Raw genomic sequence first — 24,388 nt, forward strand, 5'->3', positions numbered from 1 at the left:
CCTAGGCAGTCACCCGGACCAGCAACTCAGGACCCTCCTCGGTCTCGAGTCCGAGGGCCAGCGTCTCCGCCATGATCAGCTCGCGATGTGCCTCGACCGCGGCAAGCATTCCGGCGTCAGCCGTCAACGACAACCTGATCCGATCGGTGACATTCAGCCCGGCATCCCGCCGCGCCTGCTGCACTGCCCGGATCACGTCCCGCGCGACCCCCTCCGCGGCCAGCTCCGGCGTCACCTCGGTGTCGAGGACGACGAAACCACCACCGCTCAGCAGCCCACTCGCCGTACCGACCGCCTCGAGAGTCGTCTCCAGCTCGTACTCACCCTCGACCAACTCGATGCCACCGGCAACAACGACACCGTCGGGCGACACCGACCAGTCACCGCTCTTCGAGGCCTTGATGACCGACTGCACGTCTCGCCCGAGCCGCGGGCCCGCCGCCCGCGCGTTGACCGTCAGCCGACACGAGACCGGCGCGTCGACCGCGTCCGCCGACGTCAGCACCACCTCGCGGACGTTCACCTCGGCGGCGATGATCGGTACCAGCGACGCCAGCTCGGCCGCCGAAGCCGTTGCCACGGTCAACGACCGCAACGGCTGCCGGGCCCGGAGGCCGGCCGCCTTGCGGATCGAGGAAACCACCGAGCACACCTCACGCGCCCGCTCCATCCGCGCGACCAGGTCCGGGTCGTCCGGCAGATTGTCGACAATAGGCCAATCGGACAAATGCACCGACCGCTCACCGGTCAGCCCGCGCCACACCTCCTCGCTGACCAGCGGGAGCAATGGCGCGACGGTCCGGCAGAGCACCTCGAGCGTCGTGTAGAGCGTGTCGATCGCCTCTGGTGAGCCCGCCCAGAAACGGTCCCGCGAGCGTCGGATGTACCAGTTCGTCAGGATCTCGACGTACCCGGCGACCGCGTCACACGCCGAGGCGATGTCGTACCGATCGAGCTTCTCCCGGACGTCCCCGACGAAGATTCGCAGCCGCGCGAGCAGATACCGGTCCAGCTCGTCGGCTGAGTCGGTGGCCCACTGCGCATCCCGCCCGGCCGCGTTCGTGTAGAGCGCGAAGAAATACCACGCGTTCCACAGCGGGATCAGCACCTGCCGGACGCCGTCGCGGATGCCCTCCTCGGTGACGACCAGGTTGCCGCCGCGCAGGATCGGGCTCGACATCAGGAACCAGCGCATCGCGTCCGCGCCGTCGCGGTCGAACACCTCGGACACGTCCGGGTAGTTGCGCAGCGACTTGCTCATCTTCTGCCCGTCGCTGCCGAGCACGATGCCGTGGCTCAGGCAGGACGAGAACGCCGGCCGGTCGAACAAGGCCGTCGCCAGGATGTGCATCGTGTAGAACCAGCCGCGGGTCTGCCCGATGTACTCGACGATGAAGTCGCCGGGGAAATGGTGCTCGAACCACGACGTGTTCTCGAACGGGTAGTGCACCTGCGCGAAACTCATCGACCCCGAGTCGAACCAGACATCCAGTACGTCGGGCACCCGGCGCATCGTGGACTTCCCGGTCGGGTCGTCGGGATTCGGCCGGGTGAGCTGGTCGACGTACGGGCGATGCAGATCGGGGACCGCCACCCCGAAGTCGCGCTCGAGCTCCTCGATCGACCCGTACACGTCGATTCGCGGGTACGCCGGATCGTCCGAGCGCCAGACCGGGATCGGGCTGCCCCAGAACCGGTTCCGGCTGATCGACCAGTCCCGCGCGTTCGACAGCCACTTCCCGAACTGGCCGTGCTTGACGTGCTCGGGGACCCAGGTGATCTGCTCGTTCAGCTCGACCATCCGGTCCCGGATCCGGGTCACCTCGACGAACCAGCTCGACACCGCCTTGTAGATCAGCGGCTGCCGGCACCGCCAGCAGTGCGGATAGCTGTGCACGTAGCTGTCCTCGCGCACCAGAGAACCAGCGGACCGCAGGTCGCGGATGATCTGCCGGTTCGCCTCGAAGACATGCATTCCTTGGTACGGCGGTACGACGCTGGTGAACCGTGCTCCGTCGTCGACGGTCAGCAGAGTGGGGATCCCGACCGCTTCACAGGCGATCTGGTCCTCCTCGCCGTACGCGGGAGCCATGTGGACGACGCCCGTGCCCTCCTCGGTGGTGACGTGCTCGGCCGCGATCACCTGGAACGCCTCGCCGGTCCCCCACGTCGAAGCGTCGGCGAAGAACGGGAAGAGCGGGGTGTAGCGACGCCCGATCAGCTCGGAGCCTTTGAGCCGGCGAATCACCTCGGTGTACCCGTAGGCCTGCAGCCGCGCCTCGGCGAGGATGGTCGGCCCGGCAGGATCGTCGACAATCGCATAGTCGACATCCGGACCGACCGCCATCGCCAGGTTGCTCGGCAGAGTCCACGGCGTGGTCGTCCAGGCGAGCAGGCGTTCGCCGGACTCCAGCTCGACCGCAATCGTGATCGAGGGGTCCTGGCGCGGCTGGTAGACGTCGTCGTCCATCCGCAGCTCGTGATTGGACAGCGGGGTCTCGTCGTTCCAGCAGTAAGGCAGGACGCGCAGGCCCTCGTACACCAGGCCCTTGTCGTGGAGCGTCTTGAACGCCCAGATCACCGACTCCATGTAGTCACGGTTGAGCGTCTTGTAGTCGTTCTCGAAGTCGACCCAGCGCGCCTGCCGGGTGACGTAGCCACGCCACTCGTCGGTGTACTTGAGCACGGACGCGCGACAGGCCTCGTTGAACTTCTCGATCCCGAGCTCGAGGATGTCGGCCTTCGTCTTCAGCCCGAGCACCCGCTGCGCCTCCAGCTCGGCCGGCAGCCCGTGCGTGTCCCACCCGAACCGCCGCTCCACCCGATGCCCACGCATCGTCTGATACCGCGGCACGACGTCCTTCACGTACCCAGTCAGCAGATGCCCGTAATGCGGCAACCCGTTAGCAAACGGCGGCCCGTCATAGAAGACGAACTCGTTAGCCCCATCCTCCCCAGCCGCCCGCTGCTCGACAGACGCCAGAAACGTCCGGTCCTTCTCCCAATACTCGAGCACCTCCCGCTCGATAGCGGGAAAGTCCGGACTGGCGCTCAACTGCGCATCACGAGTCTTCGGGTAGCTCACTCACCGCATGTTATGCAGCAGTGCGGATTGCAGATACCCGAGCCACTACCCCACCACCCGCGCGAAGCGCGGAAGATCTCACCGCATGTTGTGGAGGAGAGCGGACTGGAGGTAGCCCAGCCAGTCGTAGAGGTCGTAGGTGAGGCGGCGGGGGTCGTCGTCGGGGAGTTTCTCCCAGGTGGCGTAGTCGTCTTCTTCCTTGATGTCCAGGCGGGTGCCGATGGCCAGGCGGAGGTCGTTGATGGCGCGGAGCCAGGAGAGCTGCTCGTCCGGTTCGAGGGCGATCTCGTCGGCGCCGGACTCCTCCAGCGCGGACAGCACTCGCTTGGCGTCGCCGATCTTGCCGTCGCGCAGGCCGCGCTCGGTGAACCGGCGGAACTCCGCGGAGGCCATGTCGTCCTCCTTGTACGCGTCCGGCAGCAGCCGCTGCAAGACCACGTCCTCAGGTGGCGAGGTCGGCCCGTCACTGTCCAGCAGCGCCGCGAGCGGGTCGCTGGACTCGGTGGCGCGCGGCGGCAGCCCGTCGTACAGGAGCTCGACCAGGTTGCGGAGCAGGTTCGCCAGGATGTCGGCCTCGTGCTCGGCGAAACTGACGACCACGGTCTTGCGGCGCTTGCGGAACCGCGTCACGACTTCTCGCAGGTGGCCCACAGGCCGTAGGAGTGCATCGCCTCGACGTCGCGTTCCATCGCCTCGCGGTTCCCGTTCGAGACCGCCGACTTCCCGTCGGTGTGGACCTGCATCATCAGCTTCTCGGCCTTCTGCTTGGAGTAGCCGAAATAGGTCTGGAAGACGAAGGTGACGTAGTCCATCAGGTTGACCGGATCGTTCCAGACGATCGTCACCCACGGTGGGCTCAGCTCGATCGCCTCGTCGACCTCGGGGCTCTCGAGTTCGCTTGGTGCGGTGCTCACCTGACCATTCTCTCCATCATCGGTTCGTCGTTCGCAATAGGCTGCCCCTGTGACGCACTCGACCGCGCTCCTCACGGACCACTACGAGCTGACCATGCTGCAGGCCAGCCTGGCCGACGGCACGGCGCACCGCCGTTCGGTCTTCGAGCTGTTCGCCCGCCGGCTGCCCGACGGTCGCCGGTACGGCGTGGTCGCCGGCGTGAACCGGCTGCTCGACGCGCTCGACCGGTTCCGCTTCGACGAGCAGGCGATCGCGTTCCTCGCCGACCGGGGTGTCGTGGACCAGGCTACCCGGGACTGGCTGGCCGACTACCGGTTCACCGGCGACGTCTCCGGTTATGCCGACGGCGAGATCTACTTCCCCGGCTCCCCGGTGCTGGTGGTGGAGTCGAGTTTCGCCGAAGCGGTGCTGCTGGAAACCGTTTTCTTGTCCATTCTGAACCACGACTCCGCGGTCGCTTCGGCCGCCTCCCGGATGACCTGGTGGGCCGGCGGCCGGCCGTGTATCGAGATGGGCTCGCGCCGGACCCACGAGGAATCCGCGGTCGCGGCCGCGCTGGCGGCGTACATCGGCGGCTTCACCGCCACCTCGAACCTGGAGGCGGCCCGCCGGTTCGGCATTCCCAGCACCGGTACGGCGGCGCACTCGTTCACCCTGTTGCACGACCGGGAGCGGGACGCGTTCACCTCCCAGGTCGATGCCCTCGGCAAGGGAACCACGCTGCTGGTGGATACCTACGACGTGGCCGAGGCGGTCCGGACCGCGATCGCCATCACCGGGCCGGAGCTGGGCGCGGTCCGGCTCGACTCCGGCGACCTGCCGTCACTGGCCGGCCAGGTCCGCGAGCAGCTGGACTCGCTCGGCGCGACCAAGACCCGGATCATCGTGACCAGCGACCTGGACGAGTTCCAGATCGCCGCGCTCGCACCGGCGCCGGTCGACGGGTACGGCGTGGGCACCTCACTGGTCACCGGGAGCGGATACCCGACCAGCGGCTTCGTCTACAAACTCGTCGCCCGCGAGGACGCGGACGGCAACCTGGTCCCGGTGGCGAAGAAGAGTCCGGACAAGATCTCCATCGGCGGCCGCAAGTGGGCGCTGCGCCGGCGCTCGGCGAAGGGGGTCGCCGAGGTCGAGCTGATCGGCGTCGGCGAGCCGCCTACCGATGACGGCGACGACCGCGAGCTGCTGAAGCCGCTGGTCGAGGGCGGCAAGATCGTCGGCCGCACCACTCCGGAGGAGTCGCAGGCGCACCACCTCAAGGTCCGCGACGAGCTCCCCCGCTACGCCAGCCAGCTGAGCCGCGGCGAGGCCGCGATCCCGACCGAGTACATCGGCGACTTCGACGCGCGGAACCCGTTCCTGTCCCGGAGTCACGCGTGAGCACGGAGCAGAAGTCCGACCGGGGCGGTGGGGCGTGGAAGGAATCAGAATGGCAGGCCGACGCGCCGGCCAGTGAAGCGGACGTGCTGATCGCGATGCGGTTCGCGGACCGGGCGGCCCGGAAGGCAGTCAGCGCCGAACTGGTCGGCACTGGTCTGCACACCGGGCAGGAGCTGGTGTTGGCCAAGCTCCTACACCTCGGCTCGCTCCCGGTCGCGAAACTCGCAAAGGTCCTGGATGTCGAGGTCCCGACCGCGACGAAGACCACCCAACGGATGGAGGCCGCCGGTCTGGTCCGCCGAGTGAAGAGCTCGACGGACGCCAGGCAGGTCAGCATCGAGCTCACCGACCGCGGTGTGGAACTCGCCCACACGGTTAAGCAGGTCTACGCCGAGGCCGGCCGCCGAGCGCTGGCCAAGCTCAGCCCCGAGGAGCGCCGAGTCCTCCGCAACCTGCTCTGGACCATCACCACGACCCTCGAGCCGATCTCACACGAGTAGCTCGTCGGCTTCTTCGTTAGCCCTCGCCGCAGGCTCCTCCGGCGCGGTGGTGCCGGACTTCCACCAGCGGTACAGGCCGATCAGCAAGTCGATCACCACGAACGCGGCCAGGCTGATGCCGAACAGCGGCAGGAACAACCCGATCCCCACGGCGAGGGCGAGCAGCGCAACCACCGCGAGCACCGGGATCTCCCGCCACGCACCACGCCGGGCCGGACGACCGAACCGCAGTACGTGACCTCGAGTCGGCCGGCGCAGCCACCACATCCGGTAGCCCCAGATCACCATCGCCACGACGGTCCCGGCGACGATCAGCAGCAGGATCTGGTTGACCAGGCCGAACAGCATGCCCATGTGCGCGTCGATCCCCCACCGGGACAGCTTCGCCCCGATCGGATAGTCGGCGAACCGGACGACGTCGACCACCTTGCCCGACATCGGGTCGACCGCGACCGAGTCGGCCTGGGTCGGCCATTGCTTCCCGATCTCCTGGACGACGAACGACGTACCGGCCTTCTTCGGGGCCGCGATCTCCAGCGGCCCGTCCAGCTGGGCCGAGCGGGCGGACTGCAGTGTCTGGTCCCACTCGTCCACGGCCGGGTCGACCTCACCGCCGGGGAAGGTATGTCCTTCGTGACCAGCGTGGTCCGCGTCGGCGAGCGCCGTACTGACCGTCGGCGTCTTCCAGTTCAGCGACGCTTTCAACTCGCCCACGTTCTCGCCCGCGAGCCGCGACCAGGTGAGGCCGGTCGCCGACAGGAACAGCATCCCGAGGATGACCCACGTCCCGAGAACTCCGTGCCACGACAAGGTACGGCGACGTGCGCTGCCGGCCCGCTCGACCCGCCAACGAGAGCCGGTACGACGCCCGGTGAACCACAACAGCAGTCCCGCAAGGGCGACCACCCACAACCACGAGGCAGCCATCTCGCTGTAGAGCCGGCCGATCTCACCCAGATGCAGGCTCGCGTGGAGATGCGACAACCAGGCCCGGAACGGCAAGGCTCCACTGGAGCCATAGGCAACGAGTTCACCGGTGACCTGCGCAGTGCCCGGATTCACGAACACAGCAAGGCGATCCGATTCACCGAGCCCCGGTACGTCGAACAGCACCCGCGTCGTGTCACCCGGCCCAGCCGCCGGACGGACCGCGAGCAGCGTGCCCTCCGGCTGGCTCTCCCGGGCCGCCGCCACCTGCTGGCCGATCGGCACCGTCGTACCCGAGCTCTCGACGAACAACGTGTCGCGGTACAGCGCATTCTCGATCTGCGGGGCGAGGGCGTAGAGGAACCCGGTCAGCGCCGTCAGGAGGAGGAACGGGCCGACCAGGATCCCCGCATAGAAGTGCAACCGCACCAGCAGCGGCCGAATCCCACCACGGCGCGGCCGCGCGTCGACCGCACTCTCAGCAGACTCATCAACTGTGGCCATGGCGGCAAACCTTTCACCGGGACGGAGCGTCAACGATCCGAAACACTCAGTCACTGTGGCGTGCGTCTATTGCCTCCGACAACCACTCCCGTTGCCGTCACGTTTCTCTTTGCTCTCGTCATTCATCTCGTGATGAGAGAAGACCACCTGGCCTGGTGGTCGGGCGCCTGCCAGTGATCCACTGGTGGGTCCGGGCGCCCGAGTGCGAGGACGGTGCGATCGACTGTGACCACTGTGTCGCCGGCAATCGCCTACCGCCGACCATCTCCTCACACTCGACTCACAGCGCCGTTCATGCGGCGACTGAAGCCGGTCTGCCGAGCTATCTCCCCGAGGGAGGCAGGCCCGTCCATGGCTCGAGGTATTCAGGCCCTCGGCAGGTAGGTGTCCAGGTAGGGGTTGCGGAATTTGCCGGTTGGGTCGTGTTTTGCGGCCAGGTCGGTGAAGGTGGGGACCATTGGGTAGGCGGTGCGGAGGTGGGTGGCGTCGGCGGTGAAGACTTTGCCCCAGTGGGGGCGGGCGCCTAGGGGGTTGAGGGCATCCTCGATGGCTGAGAGGGCTGGGAGTACGGCGGGTTCGTCCTGGATCCAGGTGAAGTGGAGGGCTACCGTGTCGCGGCCTTGGCTGGGGCTGAGCCAGAGGTCGTCGGCGGCGATCGTGCGGACCTCGGAGACCTGGATCAGCGGAGCCAAACGGTTGCCGAGGGCGCGTAACAGCTCGAACGCCTCGGCGGCCTTCTCCCGCGGGACGAAGTACTCGGACTGCAGTTCGTCGCCGTTGCTCGGGGTGAACTCGAGCCGGAAGTGCGGCAGCCGCTCGTTCCACGGACCTGGTACGCCGCCCTGCTGGGTCGCGTAGTCGGCCGGCATCCCCTTGATCGGGTGCCGCGGCCCGTCGGCGACATGTGCACCGAGCCAGTCGGCGTCGATCGGAGCACCGGCGAGCTGTTTGCGCCACACCATCACGTCCGGGTCGACCCAGTCGGTGAACGCGCTGACGCTGTACGCGCTGCCCATCACCTCGGCGAAGTCGCTCCCGAGCCGGTCCACCGGCAGACCGTCGTACACGACCTGGCTGAGCTCGTACGACGGTTGCACGTCGAGCGTGAGGCTGACAGTCACCCCGAGCGCGCCGAGGGAGATGACCGAGCCGGCGAAGTCCGGGTCGTCGCGCGTCAGCGTGACGAGGTCGCCGGCCGCGTTGACAAACGTGATCGCGTTGACCGCGTCCGCGAGCGGGCCGTTGGTGTCGCCGGAGCCGTGCGTACCGGTCGAGCAGGCGCCGGCCACGGAGATGTGCGGCAGCGAGCCGAGGTTGTGCAGCGCGAGTCCCTGCGACTGCAGTACGGCGGTGATCTCGCCGTACCGGAGACCGGCCGAGACCGTCACCCCGTTGTCGCCGACCTCGATCACCTTCGGCAGGTCGGCAACGGTGACCAGAGTGCCGGTGCTGTCGGCGATCCGGTTGAAGGAGTGCCCCGTGCCGAGAACGCGGACCTTCTCGCTGCCGGCCACGAGCTCCTGCAGCTCGGGCACCGATGCGGGCCGTTGGAGCGGCCTCCCGAAGCTGATGTTCCCGGCCCAGTTGGTCAGCTGCGTCATCGTTCGCCCCTTCAAGTCAACCGCCGTCCCGGCCCCGACTCTCGCACATCAGTCGGAGCCGGGATCGGCCGGTCTTATTCCTTGGAGAGCAGCGAAAGGTTTCGGGCGGCGGGGAGCAGTTTGCCGGTGAAATCGAACAGCGCCTGGTTCTCCCACGCGTTCCCGGAGGCCGGATCCGCGGGGTCCCACCCGGCACCGGCGACCGAGGTCCAGGCCAGCTCCCAGTAGACCGTCCCGATGCCCCGACCACCTTCAGCCGAGGCGACCGCGTCCTGCACGGCCCGATACGCCGCCGACTGGCCGGCCGGCGTCGCAGGATAGCCAGGGACCAGCTCGGTCGACAGGTTGATGATGTTCTCGAAGGCAGGCGTGTCGTCGGCCAGGGCGAACGGGTACGCCGTCTCGACGTTGAGCACATCGCCGTCGTAGCGACTCGACAGTGTCGTGATCGCCTCCTGCAGATCGGCCAGGCCGCCGTGCCAGTAACCGTAGTAGGACAGCCCGATCAGATCGAACGGCACGTTCCGCGCGACCACCTCGTCGAACCACCAGGTCAGGCTGCCGATGCCGTTGTTGATGTTGGTCAGATGCAGCAGCACCTGCGTCGACGGAGCGACCGCCTTCACCGCACGCGACCCGGCGGTCAGGAACGCGGCCAAGTTGTCCCACTGCGCACCCACGACGTCATCCGACGGGTCGACGTCCCAGGTCTGTCCCCACGGCCAAAGCATGCCGGGGTTGATCTCATTGCCGACCTGCAAGTAGTCCGCGGTCGCGCCGGCTTTCTTCAAGGCCTGCAGTACGTCGTGGGTGTGGGCGTACGGCCGGCGCGCTGACCGTCCTGGCCGCGCAGGGCCGGCGGGTTCCGGACGATGTCGCGGTCGGTGGGTTCGACGACTCCTACCTGGCGGCCAACATGACCCCGCCCCTGACCACGATGCGGCAACCCTTCGAGCGCATCAGCTCCGAAATGGTCCGCCTCCTCGGCGACGTCATCGGCGGCGAACAACCGGCCGCCGTGACCCTCCCCACCACGTTGGTCCGCCGAGAATCGACCTGACCCAGTTAGGGTGACGGCCACCCCGGCTCCCTAACGCAGCATCAGTACGGCGGCTACGACGCCGGCGATCACGATCAGGACGCGCAACAGCGTGGCCGGCAGGCGGCGGCCGATGTGGGCGCCGACGTAGCCGCCGACGACGGAACCGGCCGCGAGCAGGCCGGCGACGGTCAGGTTGAGGTCGGCAACGAAGATGAAGATCAGGCCGGCGACCAGGTTCGCGGCCAGCAGCGCAAGCGTCTTGAGCGCGTTCACGATCCGCAGGTCGAGATCCAGGCCGAGGCCGAGCACCGCCATCATCATCACGCCCGCGCCAGCACCGAAGTAGCCGCCGTACACGCCGGTCAGCGCCGCGAAGAAGGTCGTTGCCGGCGACATCGTCGTACGCTCGGCGTGCGGGACGTCGTGCCGCGACCGCAGCCACTTCGTGATCCACGGCTGGACGCCGACGATCAGGCAGGTGAAGAGGATCAGCCAGGGCGCGACCGCCGCGAACACACCCGGCGGCAGCGCCAGGAGCAGCGCGGCACCGCCGATCGCCCCGATCGCACAGGTCACGATCACTGCGATCGTGTGAGACCGACGTACCTCGCGAAGCTCGCGGCGATACCCGAACGAGCCGCTCATCGCGGCCGGCAACAGGCCGAGCGTGTTCGACGCGTTCGCGACCACCGGCGGGATCCCGAGCGCGATCAGCACCGGGAAGCTGAGCAGCGACGCCACCCCGACCGTCGACGTCAGGACACCGGCGCCGAGCCCCGCAGCGATGACAGCCACATGCTCTGCACCCGTCACGACTGCTCGCGAAGGAGCGCGACGTCCGAGACGAGCATGACGTGCTCGTGCATCGCCTGCGCGGCGGCGTCCGGATCCCCGGCCGCGATCGCGTCGGCCACCTTCTGGTGCCCGGCCAGCGACTCGCGCGGCCGGCCCGGCTGCGACAACGACTCCAACCGGGTCTCCCGGATCAGGTCATCGATCGCGGCCATCATCTGCGTGAGCAACTCCGACCGCGCGGCCGTGGTGATCGCACCGTGGAAGTGCTCGTCCGCCTCCACCCCGCGGCCACCGGCCTCGATGTCGCGCTCCATCTCCTCGAGCGCCGCCCGGATCGAGGCCAGGTCGGCGTCGGTACGACGTACCGCTGCCAACGCGGCCAGCTTCGACTCGAGCGCGTCGCGGGCCTCGATGATCTCCGGCAACCGGTCGGCATGTGCCCGGATCGCCTCGATCACCGGACCGGTCCGGGCCCGCTCGGTCAGCACCGTCCCATCGCCGTGCCGAACCACCACTACCCCGATCACCTCGAGCGCCACCAGCGCCTGACTCAGCGTCGCCCGGCTCACCCCGAGCCGCTGGGCCAGCTCCCGCTCAGGCGGCAGCCGATCACCCGGCAGCAGACCGTTCTCCTTGATCCAGGTGGAGATCTGGTCGGCGACCTGCTCGTAGAGGCGTGACCGCAGGACCGGACGGGGGAAGCGCGGGGCATCCATACGACCATCCTATTGACAACTGGCTCATTGGGCTATTGGCTAGGCCACTGAGCCAAATACTGTGAAGTAGGTATCACTCCCCGATTCACCGCCCGGAAGAAGGACCGTCATGGGACCAGAGTGGGTTGCGATCCTCGCGCTCGTCGCGTTGTTCGTCATGGGTACGGTGCTGCCGATCAACATGGGGGCGCTCGCGTACGTCGCGGCGTGGCTGGTCGGCATGTACTCGCTGCACCTGAGTGAGAAGGAGATCCTGGCCGGCGTCAGTGGTGATCTCGTCCTCACCCTGATCGGCGTCACCTATCTGTTCGCGATCGCCAAGAACAACGGCACCGTCGACCTGATAGTCGCCAGCGCGGTCCGAGCCGTCGGCGGCCGGGTCGCGCTGATCCCGTGGGTGATGTTCGCCGTCACCGCGCTGCTGACCGCGATCGGCGCCGCCAGCCCGGCGGCCTGCGCGATCATCGGCCCGATCGCGCTCGGGTTCGCCGGCCGGTACAAGATCAACCCGCTGATGATGGGCATGTTCGTCGTCCACGGCGCCCAGGGCGGCGGGTTCTCGCCGATCAGCATCTACGGCACGATCACCAACTCGGTGATGGAGCAGAACAACCTGCCGTCGTCCGAGATGACCGTGTTCCTGGCCAGCCTGGCCGTCAACCTGGTGATGGCGGCGATCCTGTTCATCCTGCTCGGCGGCCGCAAGCTGATGGCGCAGCGGGTCGACCCGAACGACCCGGACACGCTGTCGGACGACCTGCACAGGGGCGGCGCGTCAGTGACCGCACGCGGCACTGGTACGTCGACATCGACGAGCACCCAGGCGACCGGCGTACGACGGGACCAGGTGCTCACCCTGGTCGCGTTCGTCGGGGTGGCCGTGATCGCGCTGGCCTTCGACAAGAACATCGGCTTCGTCTCGATTACCGCCGCCGTCCTGCTGGCGACCCTGTCCCCGCAGCAGCACCGGGACGCGATCAAGCAGGTTGCCTGGCCGACTGTTCTGCTCGTCGCCGGCGTCAGCACGTACGCCGCGATCCTCACCGAAGCCGGGTCGCCCGAGTTCGTCGGCAACTGGGCCGCGGGGCTGGGGGCGGCCGTGATCGGCGCGCTGGTGCTCTGCTACGTCGGCGGTGTGGTGTCGGCCTTCGCGTCGTCGACCGCACTGCTGCCGGTGATCATCCCGATCGCCGTACCGCTCATCGCGAACGGCGGGATCAGCGCCGGCCTGTTCGTCGCCGCACTGGCCGTCGCCTCGACCATCGTGGACGTCAGCCCGTTCTCCACCAACGGCGCGCTGATGCTCGCGAACCGACCGGACACGATCGCGGAACCCGTTTACTACCGGCAGATCCTCACTTACAGCATGGTCGTCGTTGCCGCCGGCCCGCTTCTCGTCTGGGCCGCGCTGGTGGCCCCGGGCTGGTGACGGGGATGCGCGGACCGCTGAGCGACGTACTGGTCGTGGATCTGTCCCGGGCGCTGGCCGGGCCGCAGGCGACGATGATGCTCGGCGACCTCGGCGCGCGGGTGATCAAGGTCGAAGCACCCGGCCGCGGCGACGACACCCGTGGCTGGGGACCGCCGTTCGTCGAGGGCGAGTCGACGTACTTCCTGTCGGCCAACCGGAACAAGGAGTCGATCGCGCTCGACCTCAAGGACGCCTCGGATCACGACGTACTCCTTCGGCTGATCGATCGGGCCGACGTACTCGTCGAGAACTTCCGCACCGGCGTCCTGGAGCGGCTCGGCCTCGGCATCGATGAGCTGCGGTTGCGCAACCCGCGGCTGATCGTGCTGTCGATCACCGGGTTCGGCCACGACGGGCCGGAGGGTGGGCGCGCCGGATACGACCAGATCGCGCAGGGCGAGGCCGGGCTGATGTCGCTCACCGGCTCCGGACCGGACGATCCGCAGCGGGTCGGCGTCCCGATCGGCGATCTGTTGGCCGGGATGTACGGCGCGTACGGCGTACTGGCCGCACTTCACGAGCGGTCGTCGACAGGTCACGGCGGTGTCGTGCGTACGTCGTTGCTGGCGGCAATCGTCGGCGTGCATGCGTTCCAGGGCACGCGGTACACGGTCGCGGGTGAGGTCGGCGTGGCTCAGGGCAACCACCATCCGTCGATCGCGCCGTACGGGCTGTTCCATTGCGCGGACGGTGCGGTGCAGATCGCGGTCGGGAGTGAGGGCCTGTGGCAACGGTTCTGCTCGGCGTTCGGGATTGCCGAGGAGGGCTTGGCGACCAACGCGGATCGGGTGGCGCATCGGGATCGGCTGATCGCGGTGGTGGAGAGTGCGTTCGCGGAGCTGACCGGTGCGGAGTTGCTGGCGAAGCTCGCGGCGGCCGGCGTACCGGCGGGACGGGTACGCACCCTCGACGAGGTCTATGAATGGGATCAGACCGCCAGCCAAGGACTTCTGGTCGACGTCGAGCACTCGACCCTCGGGTCGCTCCGGCTGCCCGGTCCGCCGCTGCGCTTCTTCACGAGCGACGAGGAGACGACGCCGCGCGACCATCGCCCGCCGCCGACGCTCGACGAACACGGCGCCGCTATCCGCAGCTGGTTGGAAACATGAGCACTGCCCAGGCACTGATCGACACGGTCCTCGATCCCGGTTCCTTCGTCTCCTGGGACCAACCGGCTGATCTGGATCCCAGCTATCGAGAGCAGTTACTGAAGGCCGCCGAGCGATCCGGCGCCGACGAGGCCGTGCTCACCGGGCGCGGGCTGGTGCAAGGTCGGCCGGTCGCGGTGCTCGTGAGTGAGTTCGCCTTCCTGGCCGGTTCGATCGGCCGGGTCGCCGCTGAGCGGATCACGGCCGCCGTTCGACGGGCAACCGCCGAACGACTGCCGATCGTCGCCTCCACGGCGTCGGGCGGGACCCGGATGCAGGAAGGTGCTCCGGCGTTCCTCGAGATGATCACCATCTCCAAGGCCTTGATGGACCACAAGGCGGCCGGGCTCCCCTATCTCGTCCACCTCCGGCACCCGACGACCGGCGGGGTGTTCGCGTCCTGGGGCTCGCTCGGTCACGTCACCGTCGCCGAACCGGGCGCCCTGATCGGTTTCCTCGGGCCCAAGGTCTACGAGGCGTTGCAGGGTGAGCCGTTCCCGGCGGGTGTCCAGACGGCTGAGAACCTCGCGGCGCATGGCGTCATCGACGGTGTCGTCGAGACGGCTGATCTCCCGTTCCTCCTCGACCGCGCGCTCGGCGTACTGGTCGATCCACCGGTTGCTCCGGCGCTTCCCCGCCGTACCGGCTCGATCGGTCGGGTCGACGCTTGGGACTCGGTACTGCGAACCCGTCAGGCCGACCGGGCCGGCGTACGGGAGTTGCTGCGGTACGGCTGCTGCGGCACTGTCCGGCTGACCGAGCCGGATGCGAGTGTCCTCGTCGCACTGACCCGGTTGGACGGGCAGCCGTGTGTGCTGGTCGGTCAGGATCGCTCCCAGGTGAAGCCGATGGGACCGGCGGCGTTGCGGCAGGCGCGCCGCGGGATGAACCTGGCCGCCGCCCTCGGTCTGCCGCTCGTGACGGTCATCGACACACCCGGTGCCGAGCTCTCAGCCGATGCCGAGGAAGGCGGCCTGGCGGGTGAGATCGCGCAGTGCATCGCCACGATGGCTACTCTCCCGGTCCCGACGTTGTCGGTCCTGCTCGGCCAAGGCACCGGCGGCGGCGCGCTCGCGTTGCTCCCGGCAACCACCGTCCTCGCCGTCGAACACGCCTGGCTCGCTCCGCTGCCTCCGGAAGGAGCCAGCGCGATCATGCACCGCGACACCGCGCACGCCCCACAGTTGGCCGCCGCCCAACGCATCACCGCCGCGGATCTCCAAGCCGCGGGGACGGTCCACCAGGTGATCCCCGAACCTGATTCCGACACCGCCGAGTCTCTCTGCCAGGCAGTCGCCGCCGAATGCGCGGCCCGCCTCAGTCGGTGAGATGGGCGCTCGCGCTCGCCGACGAGTTCCTGCCCGCACATTCGCCTGATCTCCGGGAGAGACTCGCAGCAGCGAAAGGCTGACGCCGAGCTCAGCGACCTGCGAAGCGGATGACTTCCTCGACAACCTGCTCGAGTGGTGCCGCGCCGTCGAGTTCGAGGTCGGCAGTGGCTCGGAGGAGCGGTTCGACTGTTTCCTTGAATTCCAGGCTGCGGGCGAGCTCCTCGGGGTGTTTGCCGTAGGCATTGGTCGTGCGGTGGGCGAGCCGTTCGGCCATCACGTCAGCCGTCACGCTCAGCAGTACGACGCCGTCGAAGGTGTCCCGGAAGATGCCCATGTTCGACGCGCACCCGCTGACGAACAGCGGGCCATCGCCGTCCTCGGCCAGCAACTCGCGGACCCGGTCCTCCCGCCAGACCCAGTCCTTCCCCGGCTCGAGCGGCGACGGCCCTCCATCCGCACTGTCCACCCACTCGGACCAGTCCGGCGAATCAAGATCCACCGCCCGATACCCGAGCTCCCCCAGCCGCACTACCACCGTCGACTTGCCGACGCCCGACACACCCGTCACCAGGATCCGCCTCATCGCGCCAGGCTACGTCCCAGCCGTGCCAGCGGGGACAGGCTCAAAGTGAGTGGAGACAGGAAGATGCCGGCGGTCGCGATGATGAGGGCGGTGCGCGTTCCGAGCAGGCCGGCTGCTGTGCCGCCTAGTAGGGCGCCGACTGGGGTCAGCCCCATGCCGAGGAAGTTGATGGTGGCTACTACGCGGCCCTGGAGGGGTTCTGGCGTGATGGCTTGGCGGATGGCCACGACGGCGACATCGACGGTCTGACTGAAGACGCCGTACAGGAAGTTGATCGCGATGAGGGCCGCGATCGTGCCGGCGTCGGAGCCGTGGAGCGCCGACGTGCAGAGCATCACGACGTCGGAGATCAGGGCGGCGAACACCACGACGCGGCCGTACCCGAACCAGCGGGGCATCCAGCCGGACAGCAGCGAGCCCACCAACGCACCCGGGCCGAACGCGGCCAGGACGACACCCATGACCGCACCCGGCAACTCCAGCGAGCGGGAGAGAAACAGGAGGTAGACGGTCATCAAGGCGGTGAAGGAGAACTGGTAGACACACGTCGCGATCGCGATCGCCCGGAGTGAACCATCGCCGATCACCACCTTCAGGCCTTCCCTGATCTGCCGCAGTACGCCGCCGGACGAACCGGCCGGAGTCGTGTCGAGACCACGGATCCGCCAGATCGACAGGAACGAGACGACGAAGAAGAAGGCACTCGCGAGTACGGCGAAAGGTGCTGTCAGCAACGACACCAGTCCGCCGCCGAGGGCCGGTGCGGAGATCTGTGCGGCCGACTTGCTGCTCTCCAGAATACTGTTGCCCTGCGCAAGCTGATCACGCCGGACCAGGCGCGGGAACGACGCCTGGCACGCGACGTCGAAGCACACACTGAACACGCCGCCGACAAAGGCGACGACGTACAGGAACGGGAGCCCGAGCGTCCACGCGATCGGGACGAGCCCGAGCAGGACGGCTCGGCCGAAGTCGGCGTACACCATCATGCTGCGGGCTCGCCAACGATCGACCAGTACGCCGACGAACAATGAGAACAACAAGATCGGCACCTGCTGCGCAGCCCGGAGCCCGCCGAGCTGTGCAGCGCTGGCACCGAGTGAGAGGACCGCGACGAGCGGCAGGGTCACCTGGCTGGCTTGGGCGGCCAACAACGAGGCGCTCTGGCCGATCCAGAGCTTGAGGAATTCACGATCCGCCCACAGGCTGGGCGCGCGCGACGACAGCGACACGAGGAGTCCTTCGAGTGAGCCCGAAACGGGCAGGGGAAACCGTGCCGCCTACCGGAAGCAGCACGCGATGACAGTCAGGTCAGCGCGTGCCCGAGTGACCGACCATGCCCAACTCCTCGAAGTTCTCGACTCCCCAGCACCCTAGTCATCGCTACCCGACACCAGCAAAGGCATTTCAGCAGCGGGTGCCGAGGGCCGGGACCACGCGATCGGACAAGTAGCTGTCGATCTTGGTGCGAGCGCAATCGTTGGCCATGTAGAGGGTGTGGCCCGGTCCGTCGTGATAGATCGAGCCGCTGCCCGGGACCTGGGCGATCACTTGCGTGGAGATAGTTAGACGGCTAAGTTTTGTGATTAGCCGACTAACTACATGAAGGGTATGTCATGGATCTGGGGTTGCGGGATGCGGCGGTGCTGGTGACCGGTGGGTCGTCGGGGATCGGGCGGGAAGCGGCGATCGGCTACGGGCGGGAGGGGGCGCGGGTCGCGATCACGTACAACTCGCGCAAGGACGTGGCCGAGGGGGTGGCCGAGGAGATCGAGGCGGCCGGCGGTACGGCGTACGTCGTACCGATGGACCTGAACGAGCCGGAGACGATCGCGGCTGCCGTGGACGCCGCCGTCGGCCGGTGGGGTGGGCTGGATGTGGTGGTGGGGAACGCGGTCAACTGGGGCAGCGCCGGGTTCCACGAGCGGCCGGTGAAGATCGAGGACGGGAAGCCGGACTGGTGGGTCCCGGTGATGCGGGGCAACCTCGAGGGCAACTACTACCTGGTGCAGCAGGTGGCGCCGGCATTGCGTCGGTCGGAGCACGGCAGGTTGGTGCTGATCTCGACCGACCTGGCCGAGCGCGGGATGGCCGGGTCCTGGCCGTACTCCGCCGCGAAGGCCGGCCTGCACGGCCTGGTCGCGAGTGTCCAGCATGATCTGGGGAACGACGGCGTACTGGTCAACATCGTGATGCCTGGGATCACGCTCGAGAACGGCGAGCACCGGGTGATCCCGACGCCCGCCCTCGATCAGATCACGGCGACGTTCAGTGCCCGCAAACTGCCGGACACGACCGACGTCGCCGCCGCGATCCTGTTCCTGACCTCACCGCGGACGACCGCGATCCACGGTGAGATCCTCCGTGTCACCGGCGGCCACCTGATCCCCGGCTAACGGATCCTGACCGTCGCGGTCGCGCTCTTGCGGACGTTGCGGCCGTCGGACACCACGACGTGGTAGCCGACGGCCTGCCCGCTCCTCAGGCCGGTGTCGCCGAACGTCGTCACGGTCGGCTTCTTCCAGGAATAGGAGTAGCGGGTCCAGGAGCCGACCTTCGTCTTGCCTCGGTACAGCGTGTAGGTCAACCGGATGTTGTCCGCGTCGACCACCGTGGGGAAGGTGACCGTCGCCCGGTGGACCCGCGTGCTGGACACCTTCGGTGCCGCCGGCGCGGCTGGCTGCGCACCACCGGCCGCGTTGGTGAACCGGGTCAAGCCCTGCTGGGGTACGCCGTTCACGCGAGTGAAGTCACCACCGGCCCAGAGATCGTTGCCGCCGGACGCGAATGCCAGCGGCCCGACCAGGGTCTCGCCACCTGCGTCGGTGTTCGGGTACCAAGGACCCAGCTTGCCATTGAGGGCGCTGTACACCAGCAGGTGGTGCATGCCGGTCTTCTCGGGGAATCCGCCGTCCTTGCTGCAGTCGTGCGCGTGCGAACCCTTGTAGACCCAGTTGCCCATCGCCTTGACCGCCTCGGTCGCGCCCAGGCACTTGCTCTGCCACAGCAGTTTGCCGGTGGTCGCATCGGCGGCGAGCACGCCGTCGTAGCAGCCGAGACCGGCGCCGGCGTTGCCGACGAACACCTTGTTGCCGAGCGTGTCGATGTCCTTGACCCGGCTGTCGCACTCGAGCGTCTTCTCCGGGATGGCAGCCGCAGCCGGCATCGAGTAGGCAGCTCCGGTCGTGGTGTTCACCATCCCCAGCGCGTGGTGCGGCTCGCCCTGCAGGGTCTCGAAGCCGCCGCCGACGAAGACCCGCTTGCCGTCGTCCGACAGGTCGATCGCGTGGACGTCGTCGTCGGCATCCGGGTCCCAGGGCAGCAGGACGCCGGTGTTCAGCGTGACCGCGGCCAGGCGGTTGCGGACCACCCGGTCCACCAGGCCGAACGAGCCACCGACGTACACGCTGTTGCCGGAGATCGCCAGCGCCGCGACCCGGTAGTTGACCGCCGGATCCCAGCCGGCGACAAGGTTGCCGGTGGCAACACTGAACAGGGCGATCCGCTTGCGGGACAGGCCGTTGACTGTGGTGAAGTCCCCGCCGATCACGACCCACTTGCCGTCCGGGCTGGTGGCGATGCTCCAGACGGCGCCGTTGAGCTTCGGCGCGAACCGCGTCGGGGCGCCGGTGGTGCGGTTGAACGCCGCGAGGTAGGTCCGGGCCGCGTCACCCTGACCAGCGCGGTTGCCGGGCGGCCGGATCCGGGTGAACAGACCGCCGGCGAACACGGTGTTGCCGGCGACCGCGAGCGCGTTCACGCTGTCGTTGGTCTGCCACGACACCTGCTTGACCGCGGACACGGCCGAGGCGAATCCCGGTGTCGCCGCCTCCACCGGCCGGCCGGACGGGACCAGAGCCGCTGCGACCACGGCCGCCGCCGTGACCACTGCCAGAACTGCCTTCTTCATCAACAATCCCCCTGAGCCCCGTGACCTTGTGCGATCACACGATAACTGTCAGCGCAGGCGGAGTCGAAAGCGGACCGGCGGCGTGCGCTCGGCGTGCGCTCGGCGTGGCGGAAGGGCCACGCTTGTACCGTGGGGCACAGGGACACCTGGAGAAGGAGCGTCGCAATGGTCCGGGCACTGATTGTGGTGGACGTGCAGAACGACTTCTGCGAGGGCGGAAGCCTGCCCGTCAGCGGCGGAGCCGACGTGGCGTTCCGGATCGGTGAACTCCTGCACAAGTGGTCCGAGGCCGATCCGGGCGACAAACAGTACGAGTACGTCGTGGCCACCCGGGACCACCACATCGACCCGGGCGACCACTTCTCCATCGACCCCGACTACGTCCACTCCTGGCCCCGGCACTGTGTCGCCGGCACCGACGGCGTCAGCTTCCACCCGAACATGGACCCCCAGCCGTTCGACGCGATCTTCGACAAGGGCGAGTACGCGGCCGCCTACTCGGGGTTCGAGGGCAAGTCCCACGGGGACGGCCGCGCGCTCGCCGACTGGTTGCGGGAGAAGGGCGTCACCGACGTCGATGTGTGCGGTCTCGCCACCGACTACTGCGTCCGCGCGACCGCCCTCGACGCCCGGCAGGCCGGCTTCGGTACGACGGTCCTGACCCGGCTAACCGCGGGTGTCGCCCCCGGCACCACCGAGCAGGCCCTGTCCGAACTCCGCACCGCGGGCGTCAACCTCACCTGACCGGCGCCCCCGGTCCGAGTGGGATCCCAGCGCCCACCAAGCGAGGAACAGCAAGGCGTCCCTTGGTCAGCACCCAGCCTGATCACGAGTGCCAGCAGCACCGACGCGACGATGTTGACTGAAGCGAGCGTGTCTAGTGAAGGGAGTCTGCCTACGGCAAGCGCCTATCGGCGACACACCAGCCACACTCGATTCTCGCCGGCCGTGACACCCCACCACGCGGTGCGGCCCACATATGGTCCTGACACCGCGAAACACGGACTGCTCCCGACCCGCCGGAACACCGGCGAGTGAAGCCACCGTGTCGACGGACGAGGCCCGCGAGTGAAGCCAGTGTGTCGAGTGAACGGAGTGCGTCGTCGGCAAGCGTTCGCCGACGACACGCTCCTTTCACTCGTTGCCCGGGCTCCTCCCGAGACCTCAGGGGTTGATCACGATGGGGGCGCCGCTGGAGACGAGCGACCAGTCGCCGGTGTGGAAGGCGGTCGGGTTGACCGTGCCGGTGGCGATCACGTAGTCGATCATCAGCTGCCGGATCTCGACCTGGCGGTTGTAGACGACCGGGGCGGTCTTGATGTGCGGGAAGTTGCCGCCGCCGGACTGGCGATAGTTGTTCACGGCCACCACGAACTGCTGATCCGCCGCCACCGCGACGCCGTCGTACGCGAGGCCGGTGATCCGCGAGCCGACCGGTTTGGCGATGTCGATCGTGTACGTCAGCGGCTTGGTCAGCCCGCCGAGGATGTCGTAGTTGTAGTCCGGCATCCCGTTCGGCGCGGTCGGGGTCGGAGCGTTGGTGACCTGGCCGGACGTGAACGGGCCGGTGCCGCTGATCTGCTTGAAGTACTGCGCGGAGAACTCCAGGTACTCGCGGAGCTGCGCACCCGTCATCGTCACCCCGAGCAGCGTGTTGTCGAACACGTAGAGCCCGGCGACGTCGCGGATCGAGACGTCACCCGCCGGGATCGCGGCTGCCCGCTTGAACGGTGCCGCGATCGCCAGCACGGGCAGCGAGGCCTGCGGCGTACCGGCCAGAGCCTTCGCGACCGCGTCGGCCTGGATGAAGTTGACGAAGTCCAGCGCGTCGGTGTCCTCCCACGGAGCTGTCGCGGCCGACATCGCCTCGGTGCAGGTGCCGATCTTGGAGTTGACGTACTCGATCACCGTGTCGTGGTCCTGCTGCAGTACGGCGACCACCTTGGGGTCGGCCTCGACGGTGTTCGCGTTCAGCACCTGGGCGTGCCGGCCGACCACCTTCCACCGGCCGCGCTCCTTGCGCAGGTCGAGGTCGATCAGCGAGAGCCGCATCCCCCACTTGAGCGGCTCGGTCAGGACGGCCTGCTCGCCGGTCTCCTTGTTCGTCACCAGCCGCTCGGGGATCTCCTGGTGGGCGTGACCGACGAGGACCGCGTCGATCCCGGGGACGGTCTCGACCATCAGGGCCGACGCGTTCTCGGGGACCGGCAGGGCGTCGCCGTACGACGAGGACAGGTCCATCCCGGAGTGCACGGAGACGATCACCACGTCGGCACCGGCCTGGCGGACCCGCGGTACCCAGATCTTCGCCAGCTCGACGACACCGCCGAACTTGATCTTGTTCTCGACCACCGCCTTGTCCCAGATCGCGATGCCGGGGTTGGTCAGGCCGAGGATGCCGACCGTGATCGGCTTCTCGCCCGGTACGTGCACGCGCTTCAGCACGTACGGCGGGAAGACCGGCAGACCCGTCGTCCAGTCCTGGGCGTTCGCACCGAGCAGCGGGAAGTCGAGCTGCCGCTGGAACTTCCGCAGGATGTCGAGGCCGTAGTTGAACTCGTGGTTGCCCAGGGCCGCGGCGTCGTACCCGATCTCGTTCATCGCGGCGGCCAGCGGGTGCAGGTGGCCGCCGGTGATGGGCTCGATCCGGGCGAAGTAGTACGACAGCGGCGTACCCTGGATGGTGTCGCCGGCGTCCAGCAGCAGCGGGCGTGGCGCGCGGGGGTCGGCCGCGATCCGGTCCCGTACCGCGGTGACCAGGGTGGAGACCTTCGCCAGGCCGATGTCGTTGTGCGCGGCGTCGTCGTACTCGGCGTTCTTGAAGTAGTCCCAGTTGAAGACGTTGCCGTGCAGGTCGGTGGTCCCCATCACGGTCAGCCGGACCGTGCGCTCATCGCTCAATTCGTCCGCCTCACCGGGTCGACTGGGGCCGGGATCGCCGGCCTGGACCGCAAACGATACGGGCGACACACCCCGACCCGATGCCCCGGTTGAACCGCGCGGCACGAGAAGATGCCCGTCATGACCAAGCCGCCCGGCAAGCTTCTGCCGTTGGTCGCCGCCCTCCTGTGCGGTGCCGTTCTCGCCCAGGCCGCCGAACCGGCCGACCATTCGGTCACCAGCGCGGCCCCTGCCGTCAAGACGTCGGCCCATGCGCCGTTGGCCATCCAGGTCGCCCGTCAACCGGCCCCGGCCAGGCCTCGAATGCCGCAACAACCACAGAAACAGCACCGTACGTCGACCACGGCCACGCCGGACGACTGGAACCTGGCCGCGCACGGTAAGGTCCTCTACCTGACGTTCGACGACGGTCCCCAGATCGAGTGGACGCCGAAGGTCCTGCAACTGCTGGCCAAGCACAAGGCGAAGGCGACGTTCTTCGTGCTCGGCCGGGAGGCGGCAGCGCATCCCGACCTGGTCGCGCTCACCCGGGCCGCCGGTCACCGGATCGGCAACCACACCTGGGACCACCCGATGCTGACCAAGCTGCCACCTGCCAAGATGCGGCAGGAGATCCTCACCGGAGTGAAGTCGAAGTGCTTCCGGCCGCCGTTCCGGGACACGAACGCGCACGTCGAGGCGGTCGCGGCGTCAAACCACCAGCGCCAGGTCCTGTGGGACGTCGACACCCTGGACTGGTCCAAACCAGGTACGGCGAAAATCGAGCGAGCCATCCTCCAGGGCGCCCGCCCCGGCGCGATCATCCTGCTGCACGACGGCGGCGGCAACCGCTCCGAAACCGTCGCTGCCCTCGACACCGCCCTCACCAAACTAACCCGCCAGGGCTACACCTACGCAGCCCTGCCCTGCTAGCAGGCGGGCTACTTCACGCCGGCTCGGCCGCCTGAGAAGTGTTTCAGGGCTTGGTCTATGACGTGGACGGGTTGGTCGAGGGCCTTGACGAGGAAGAGGCCGGTTGGGCGGAGTAGGGGGTTTGGTTTGACGACGGTGCGGACGGCGGGCTGGTCTAGGCCTCGTACGCCGGCGGTTGTCGCGCCGACGCCTGGGGCCAGTTGGAGCTCCAGGGCGTATTGGCCGAAGAGCTTCTCCTGACGAAAGCCCCGGACCGTCGGCCACGGCAGCACGACCGGGTACGTCGCGCCCTCGCAGGCCAGCTCGAGTGCTTTCGGGGACATCCGCATGGCGACCGGTTGCAGTTCGCTGGCGTCGTACCAGCGTTGCCGTTCGGCCTGGAGCCGGAGGGCGAGCACCGTGCTGACGACCAGCGGGACCATCGCGGCGATCAGCAGCAACGCGAACGGCCACAGGCCCGCACCACGGAACGCGATCAGCGCGTAGAGCGCGGCAACGATGCCGATCGCACCGATGACCAGCGTCACCCACGCTCCGCGCCGCTGGACCTTCCGGACGACCTCCCGCCGGCGCAGGACCGCTTCGCGATCGACGCCCACGACGAATACCCCGTCCTCACTCACCGCCCAAGAATCGCACACGCCCCACAACGTCCGAAGAAATG

Annotated in this window: 23 protein-coding genes; 9 read left to right on the forward strand and 14 right to left on the reverse strand. The window is 68.2% G+C overall.

From position 1 onward, the window contains the following. Position 1: 1 nt before the first annotated feature. The 3 genes from ileS to clpS all read right to left on the reverse strand — a co-directional run bounded on the left by ileS (position 2) and on the right by clpS (position 3,999). The gene (gene ileS / locus V9K99_RS09035; protein ID WP_337002603.1) at positions 2 to 3,085 is read right to left on the reverse strand and encodes an isoleucine--tRNA ligase; all 3,084 of its coding nucleotides are present in this window, start codon (positions 3,083 to 3,085) and stop codon (positions 2 to 4) included. A gap of 78 nt (positions 3,086 to 3,163) precedes the next feature. Continuing rightward, positions 3,164 to 3,715: a DUF2017 domain-containing protein gene (locus tag V9K99_RS09040; RefSeq protein WP_337002601.1), complete on the reverse strand. Its 552-nt coding sequence runs from the start codon at positions 3,713 to 3,715 to the stop codon at positions 3,164 to 3,166. Further along, positions 3,712 to 3,999: an ATP-dependent Clp protease adapter ClpS gene (clpS, locus tag V9K99_RS09045; protein ID WP_132211019.1), complete on the reverse strand. Its 288-nt coding sequence runs from the start codon at positions 3,997 to 3,999 to the stop codon at positions 3,712 to 3,714. The genes V9K99_RS09040 and clpS overlap by 4 nt, the downstream gene beginning before the upstream one ends. 94 nt (positions 4,000 to 4,093) lie before the next feature. Here clpS and V9K99_RS09050 point away from each other — a divergent pair, with 94 nt between their 5' ends. Together V9K99_RS09050 and V9K99_RS09055 are read left to right on the forward strand one after the other, a co-directional pair. After that, positions 4,094 to 5,383 carry a nicotinate phosphoribosyltransferase gene (locus tag V9K99_RS09050; RefSeq protein WP_442914720.1) on the forward strand — a complete coding sequence of 430 codons (1,290 nt, stop codon included), beginning with the start codon at positions 4,094 to 4,096 and terminating at the stop codon, positions 5,381 to 5,383. Beyond that, positions 5,380 to 5,883 (forward strand): MarR family winged helix-turn-helix transcriptional regulator, encoded by a 504-nt coding sequence (locus V9K99_RS09055; protein ID WP_337002596.1) that lies wholly within the window; start codon positions 5,380 to 5,382, stop codon positions 5,881 to 5,883. The genes V9K99_RS09050 and V9K99_RS09055 overlap by 4 nt, the downstream gene beginning before the upstream one ends. Here the strand turns inward: V9K99_RS09055 and V9K99_RS09060 are convergent. The 3 genes from V9K99_RS09060 to V9K99_RS09070 form a co-directional block, all read right to left on the reverse strand. Next, positions 5,872 to 7,314 carry a PepSY-associated TM helix domain-containing protein gene (locus V9K99_RS09060; protein ID WP_337002594.1) on the reverse strand — a complete coding sequence of 481 codons (1,443 nt, stop codon included), beginning with the start codon at positions 7,312 to 7,314 and terminating at the stop codon, positions 5,872 to 5,874. The genes V9K99_RS09055 and V9K99_RS09060 overlap by 12 nt on opposite strands. A 365-nt stretch (positions 7,315 to 7,679) precedes the next feature. Then, positions 7,680 to 8,915: a D-arabinono-1,4-lactone oxidase gene (locus V9K99_RS09065; RefSeq protein WP_337002592.1), complete on the reverse strand. Its 1,236-nt coding sequence runs from the start codon at positions 8,913 to 8,915 to the stop codon at positions 7,680 to 7,682. A 74-nt stretch (positions 8,916 to 8,989) separates the two neighbouring features. Next, positions 8,990 to 9,706: a glycosyl hydrolase 53 family protein gene (locus V9K99_RS09070; protein ID WP_337002590.1), complete on the reverse strand. Its 717-nt coding sequence runs from the start codon at positions 9,704 to 9,706 to the stop codon at positions 8,990 to 8,992. Between the two features lie 41 nt (positions 9,707 to 9,747). Here V9K99_RS09070 and V9K99_RS09075 point away from each other — a divergent pair, with 41 nt between their 5' ends. Continuing rightward, positions 9,748 to 9,975, forward strand: coding sequence for a substrate-binding domain-containing protein (locus V9K99_RS09075; RefSeq protein WP_337003252.1), 228 nt, complete (start codon positions 9,748 to 9,750; stop codon positions 9,973 to 9,975). A 30-nt stretch (positions 9,976 to 10,005) separates the two neighbouring features. On the opposite strand, the gene V9K99_RS09080 is transcribed toward V9K99_RS09075, so the two are convergent. Both V9K99_RS09080 and V9K99_RS09085 read right to left on the reverse strand, forming a co-directional pair. Continuing rightward, positions 10,006 to 10,752 carry a sulfite exporter TauE/SafE family protein gene (locus V9K99_RS09080; protein WP_337002588.1) on the reverse strand — a complete coding sequence of 249 codons (747 nt, stop codon included), beginning with the start codon at positions 10,750 to 10,752 and terminating at the stop codon, positions 10,006 to 10,008. Positions 10,753 to 10,766: 14 nt separating this feature from the next. Further along, positions 10,767 to 11,468, reverse strand: coding sequence for a FadR/GntR family transcriptional regulator (locus tag V9K99_RS09085; RefSeq protein WP_337002586.1), 702 nt, complete (start codon positions 11,466 to 11,468; stop codon positions 10,767 to 10,769). Positions 11,469 to 11,577: 109 nt separating this feature from the next. Between V9K99_RS09085 and V9K99_RS09090 the strand changes: the two genes are divergently transcribed. Genes V9K99_RS09090 through V9K99_RS09100 form a run of 3 tightly spaced genes read left to right on the forward strand, consistent with a single transcriptional unit; the run spans position 11,578 to position 15,415 of the window. Beyond that, positions 11,578 to 12,897 carry an SLC13 family permease gene (locus V9K99_RS09090; protein ID WP_337002583.1) on the forward strand — a complete coding sequence of 440 codons (1,320 nt, stop codon included), beginning with the start codon at positions 11,578 to 11,580 and terminating at the stop codon, positions 12,895 to 12,897. Between the two features lie 5 nt (positions 12,898 to 12,902). Further along, entirely contained in the window at positions 12,903 to 14,048 is a 1,146-nt protein-coding gene (locus V9K99_RS09095) for a CaiB/BaiF CoA transferase family protein (RefSeq protein WP_337002581.1), read from the forward strand. Then, positions 14,045 to 15,415: a carboxyl transferase domain-containing protein gene (locus tag V9K99_RS09100; RefSeq protein WP_337002579.1), complete on the forward strand. Its 1,371-nt coding sequence runs from the start codon at positions 14,045 to 14,047 to the stop codon at positions 15,413 to 15,415. Before V9K99_RS09095 ends, V9K99_RS09100 begins: the two co-directional genes overlap by 4 nt. Positions 15,416 to 15,506: 91 nt before the next feature. On the opposite strand, the gene V9K99_RS09105 is transcribed toward V9K99_RS09100, so the two are convergent. The 3 genes from V9K99_RS09105 to V9K99_RS09115 form a co-directional block, all read right to left on the reverse strand. Beyond that, complete coding sequence (locus V9K99_RS09105) at positions 15,507 to 16,001, reverse strand: AAA family ATPase (protein ID WP_337002577.1); 495 nt, start codon at positions 15,999 to 16,001, stop codon at positions 15,507 to 15,509. Further along, positions 15,998 to 17,233, reverse strand: coding sequence for an MFS transporter (locus tag V9K99_RS09110; RefSeq protein WP_337002575.1), 1,236 nt, complete (start codon positions 17,231 to 17,233; stop codon positions 15,998 to 16,000). Before V9K99_RS09110 ends, V9K99_RS09105 begins: the two co-directional genes overlap by 4 nt. 175 nt (positions 17,234 to 17,408) lie before the next feature. Beyond that, on the reverse strand, positions 17,409 to 17,552 hold the full coding sequence (locus V9K99_RS09115) for an alpha/beta hydrolase (protein ID WP_337002573.1): 144 nt from the start codon (positions 17,550 to 17,552) through the stop codon (positions 17,409 to 17,411). A gap of 65 nt (positions 17,553 to 17,617) precedes the next feature. Between V9K99_RS09115 and V9K99_RS09120 the strand changes: the two genes are divergently transcribed. Then, a complete protein-coding gene (locus V9K99_RS09120; protein WP_337002571.1) occupies positions 17,618 to 18,397 on the forward strand; it encodes an SDR family NAD(P)-dependent oxidoreductase in 780 nt (259 codons plus the stop codon). Here V9K99_RS09120 and V9K99_RS09125 read toward each other — a convergent pair. Beyond that, on the reverse strand, positions 18,394 to 19,911 hold the full coding sequence (locus tag V9K99_RS09125) for a WD40 repeat domain-containing protein (protein ID WP_337002569.1): 1,518 nt from the start codon (positions 19,909 to 19,911) through the stop codon (positions 18,394 to 18,396). The two genes, V9K99_RS09120 and V9K99_RS09125, sit on opposite strands and share 4 nt — an antisense overlap. 165 nt (positions 19,912 to 20,076) lie before the next feature. Here V9K99_RS09125 and V9K99_RS09130 point away from each other — a divergent pair, with 165 nt between their 5' ends. Next, a complete protein-coding gene (locus tag V9K99_RS09130) occupies positions 20,077 to 20,655 on the forward strand; it encodes a nicotinamidase (protein ID WP_337002567.1) in 579 nt (192 codons plus the stop codon). 420 nt (positions 20,656 to 21,075) lie between these two features. On the opposite strand, the gene V9K99_RS09135 is transcribed toward V9K99_RS09130, so the two are convergent. After that, positions 21,076 to 22,812, reverse strand: coding sequence for a bifunctional metallophosphatase/5'-nucleotidase (locus V9K99_RS09135; protein WP_337002565.1), 1,737 nt, complete (start codon positions 22,810 to 22,812; stop codon positions 21,076 to 21,078). Positions 22,813 to 22,932: 120 nt separating this feature from the next. Here V9K99_RS09135 and V9K99_RS09140 point away from each other — a divergent pair, with 120 nt between their 5' ends. Continuing rightward, entirely contained in the window at positions 22,933 to 23,724 is a 792-nt protein-coding gene (locus V9K99_RS09140) for a polysaccharide deacetylase family protein (protein WP_337002563.1), read from the forward strand. 8 nt (positions 23,725 to 23,732) lie between these two features. Here the strand turns inward: V9K99_RS09140 and V9K99_RS09145 are convergent, their stop codons facing one another. Beyond that, positions 23,733 to 24,347 (reverse strand): hypothetical protein, encoded by a 615-nt coding sequence (locus tag V9K99_RS09145; RefSeq protein ID WP_337002561.1) that lies wholly within the window; start codon positions 24,345 to 24,347, stop codon positions 23,733 to 23,735. Between the last annotated feature and the right edge of the window lie 41 nt (positions 24,348 to 24,388).

This window comes from Kribbella sp. CCNWLW201 (assembly GCF_037203805.1).
Lineage (GTDB): Bacteria > Actinomycetota > Actinomycetes > Propionibacteriales > Kribbellaceae > Kribbella.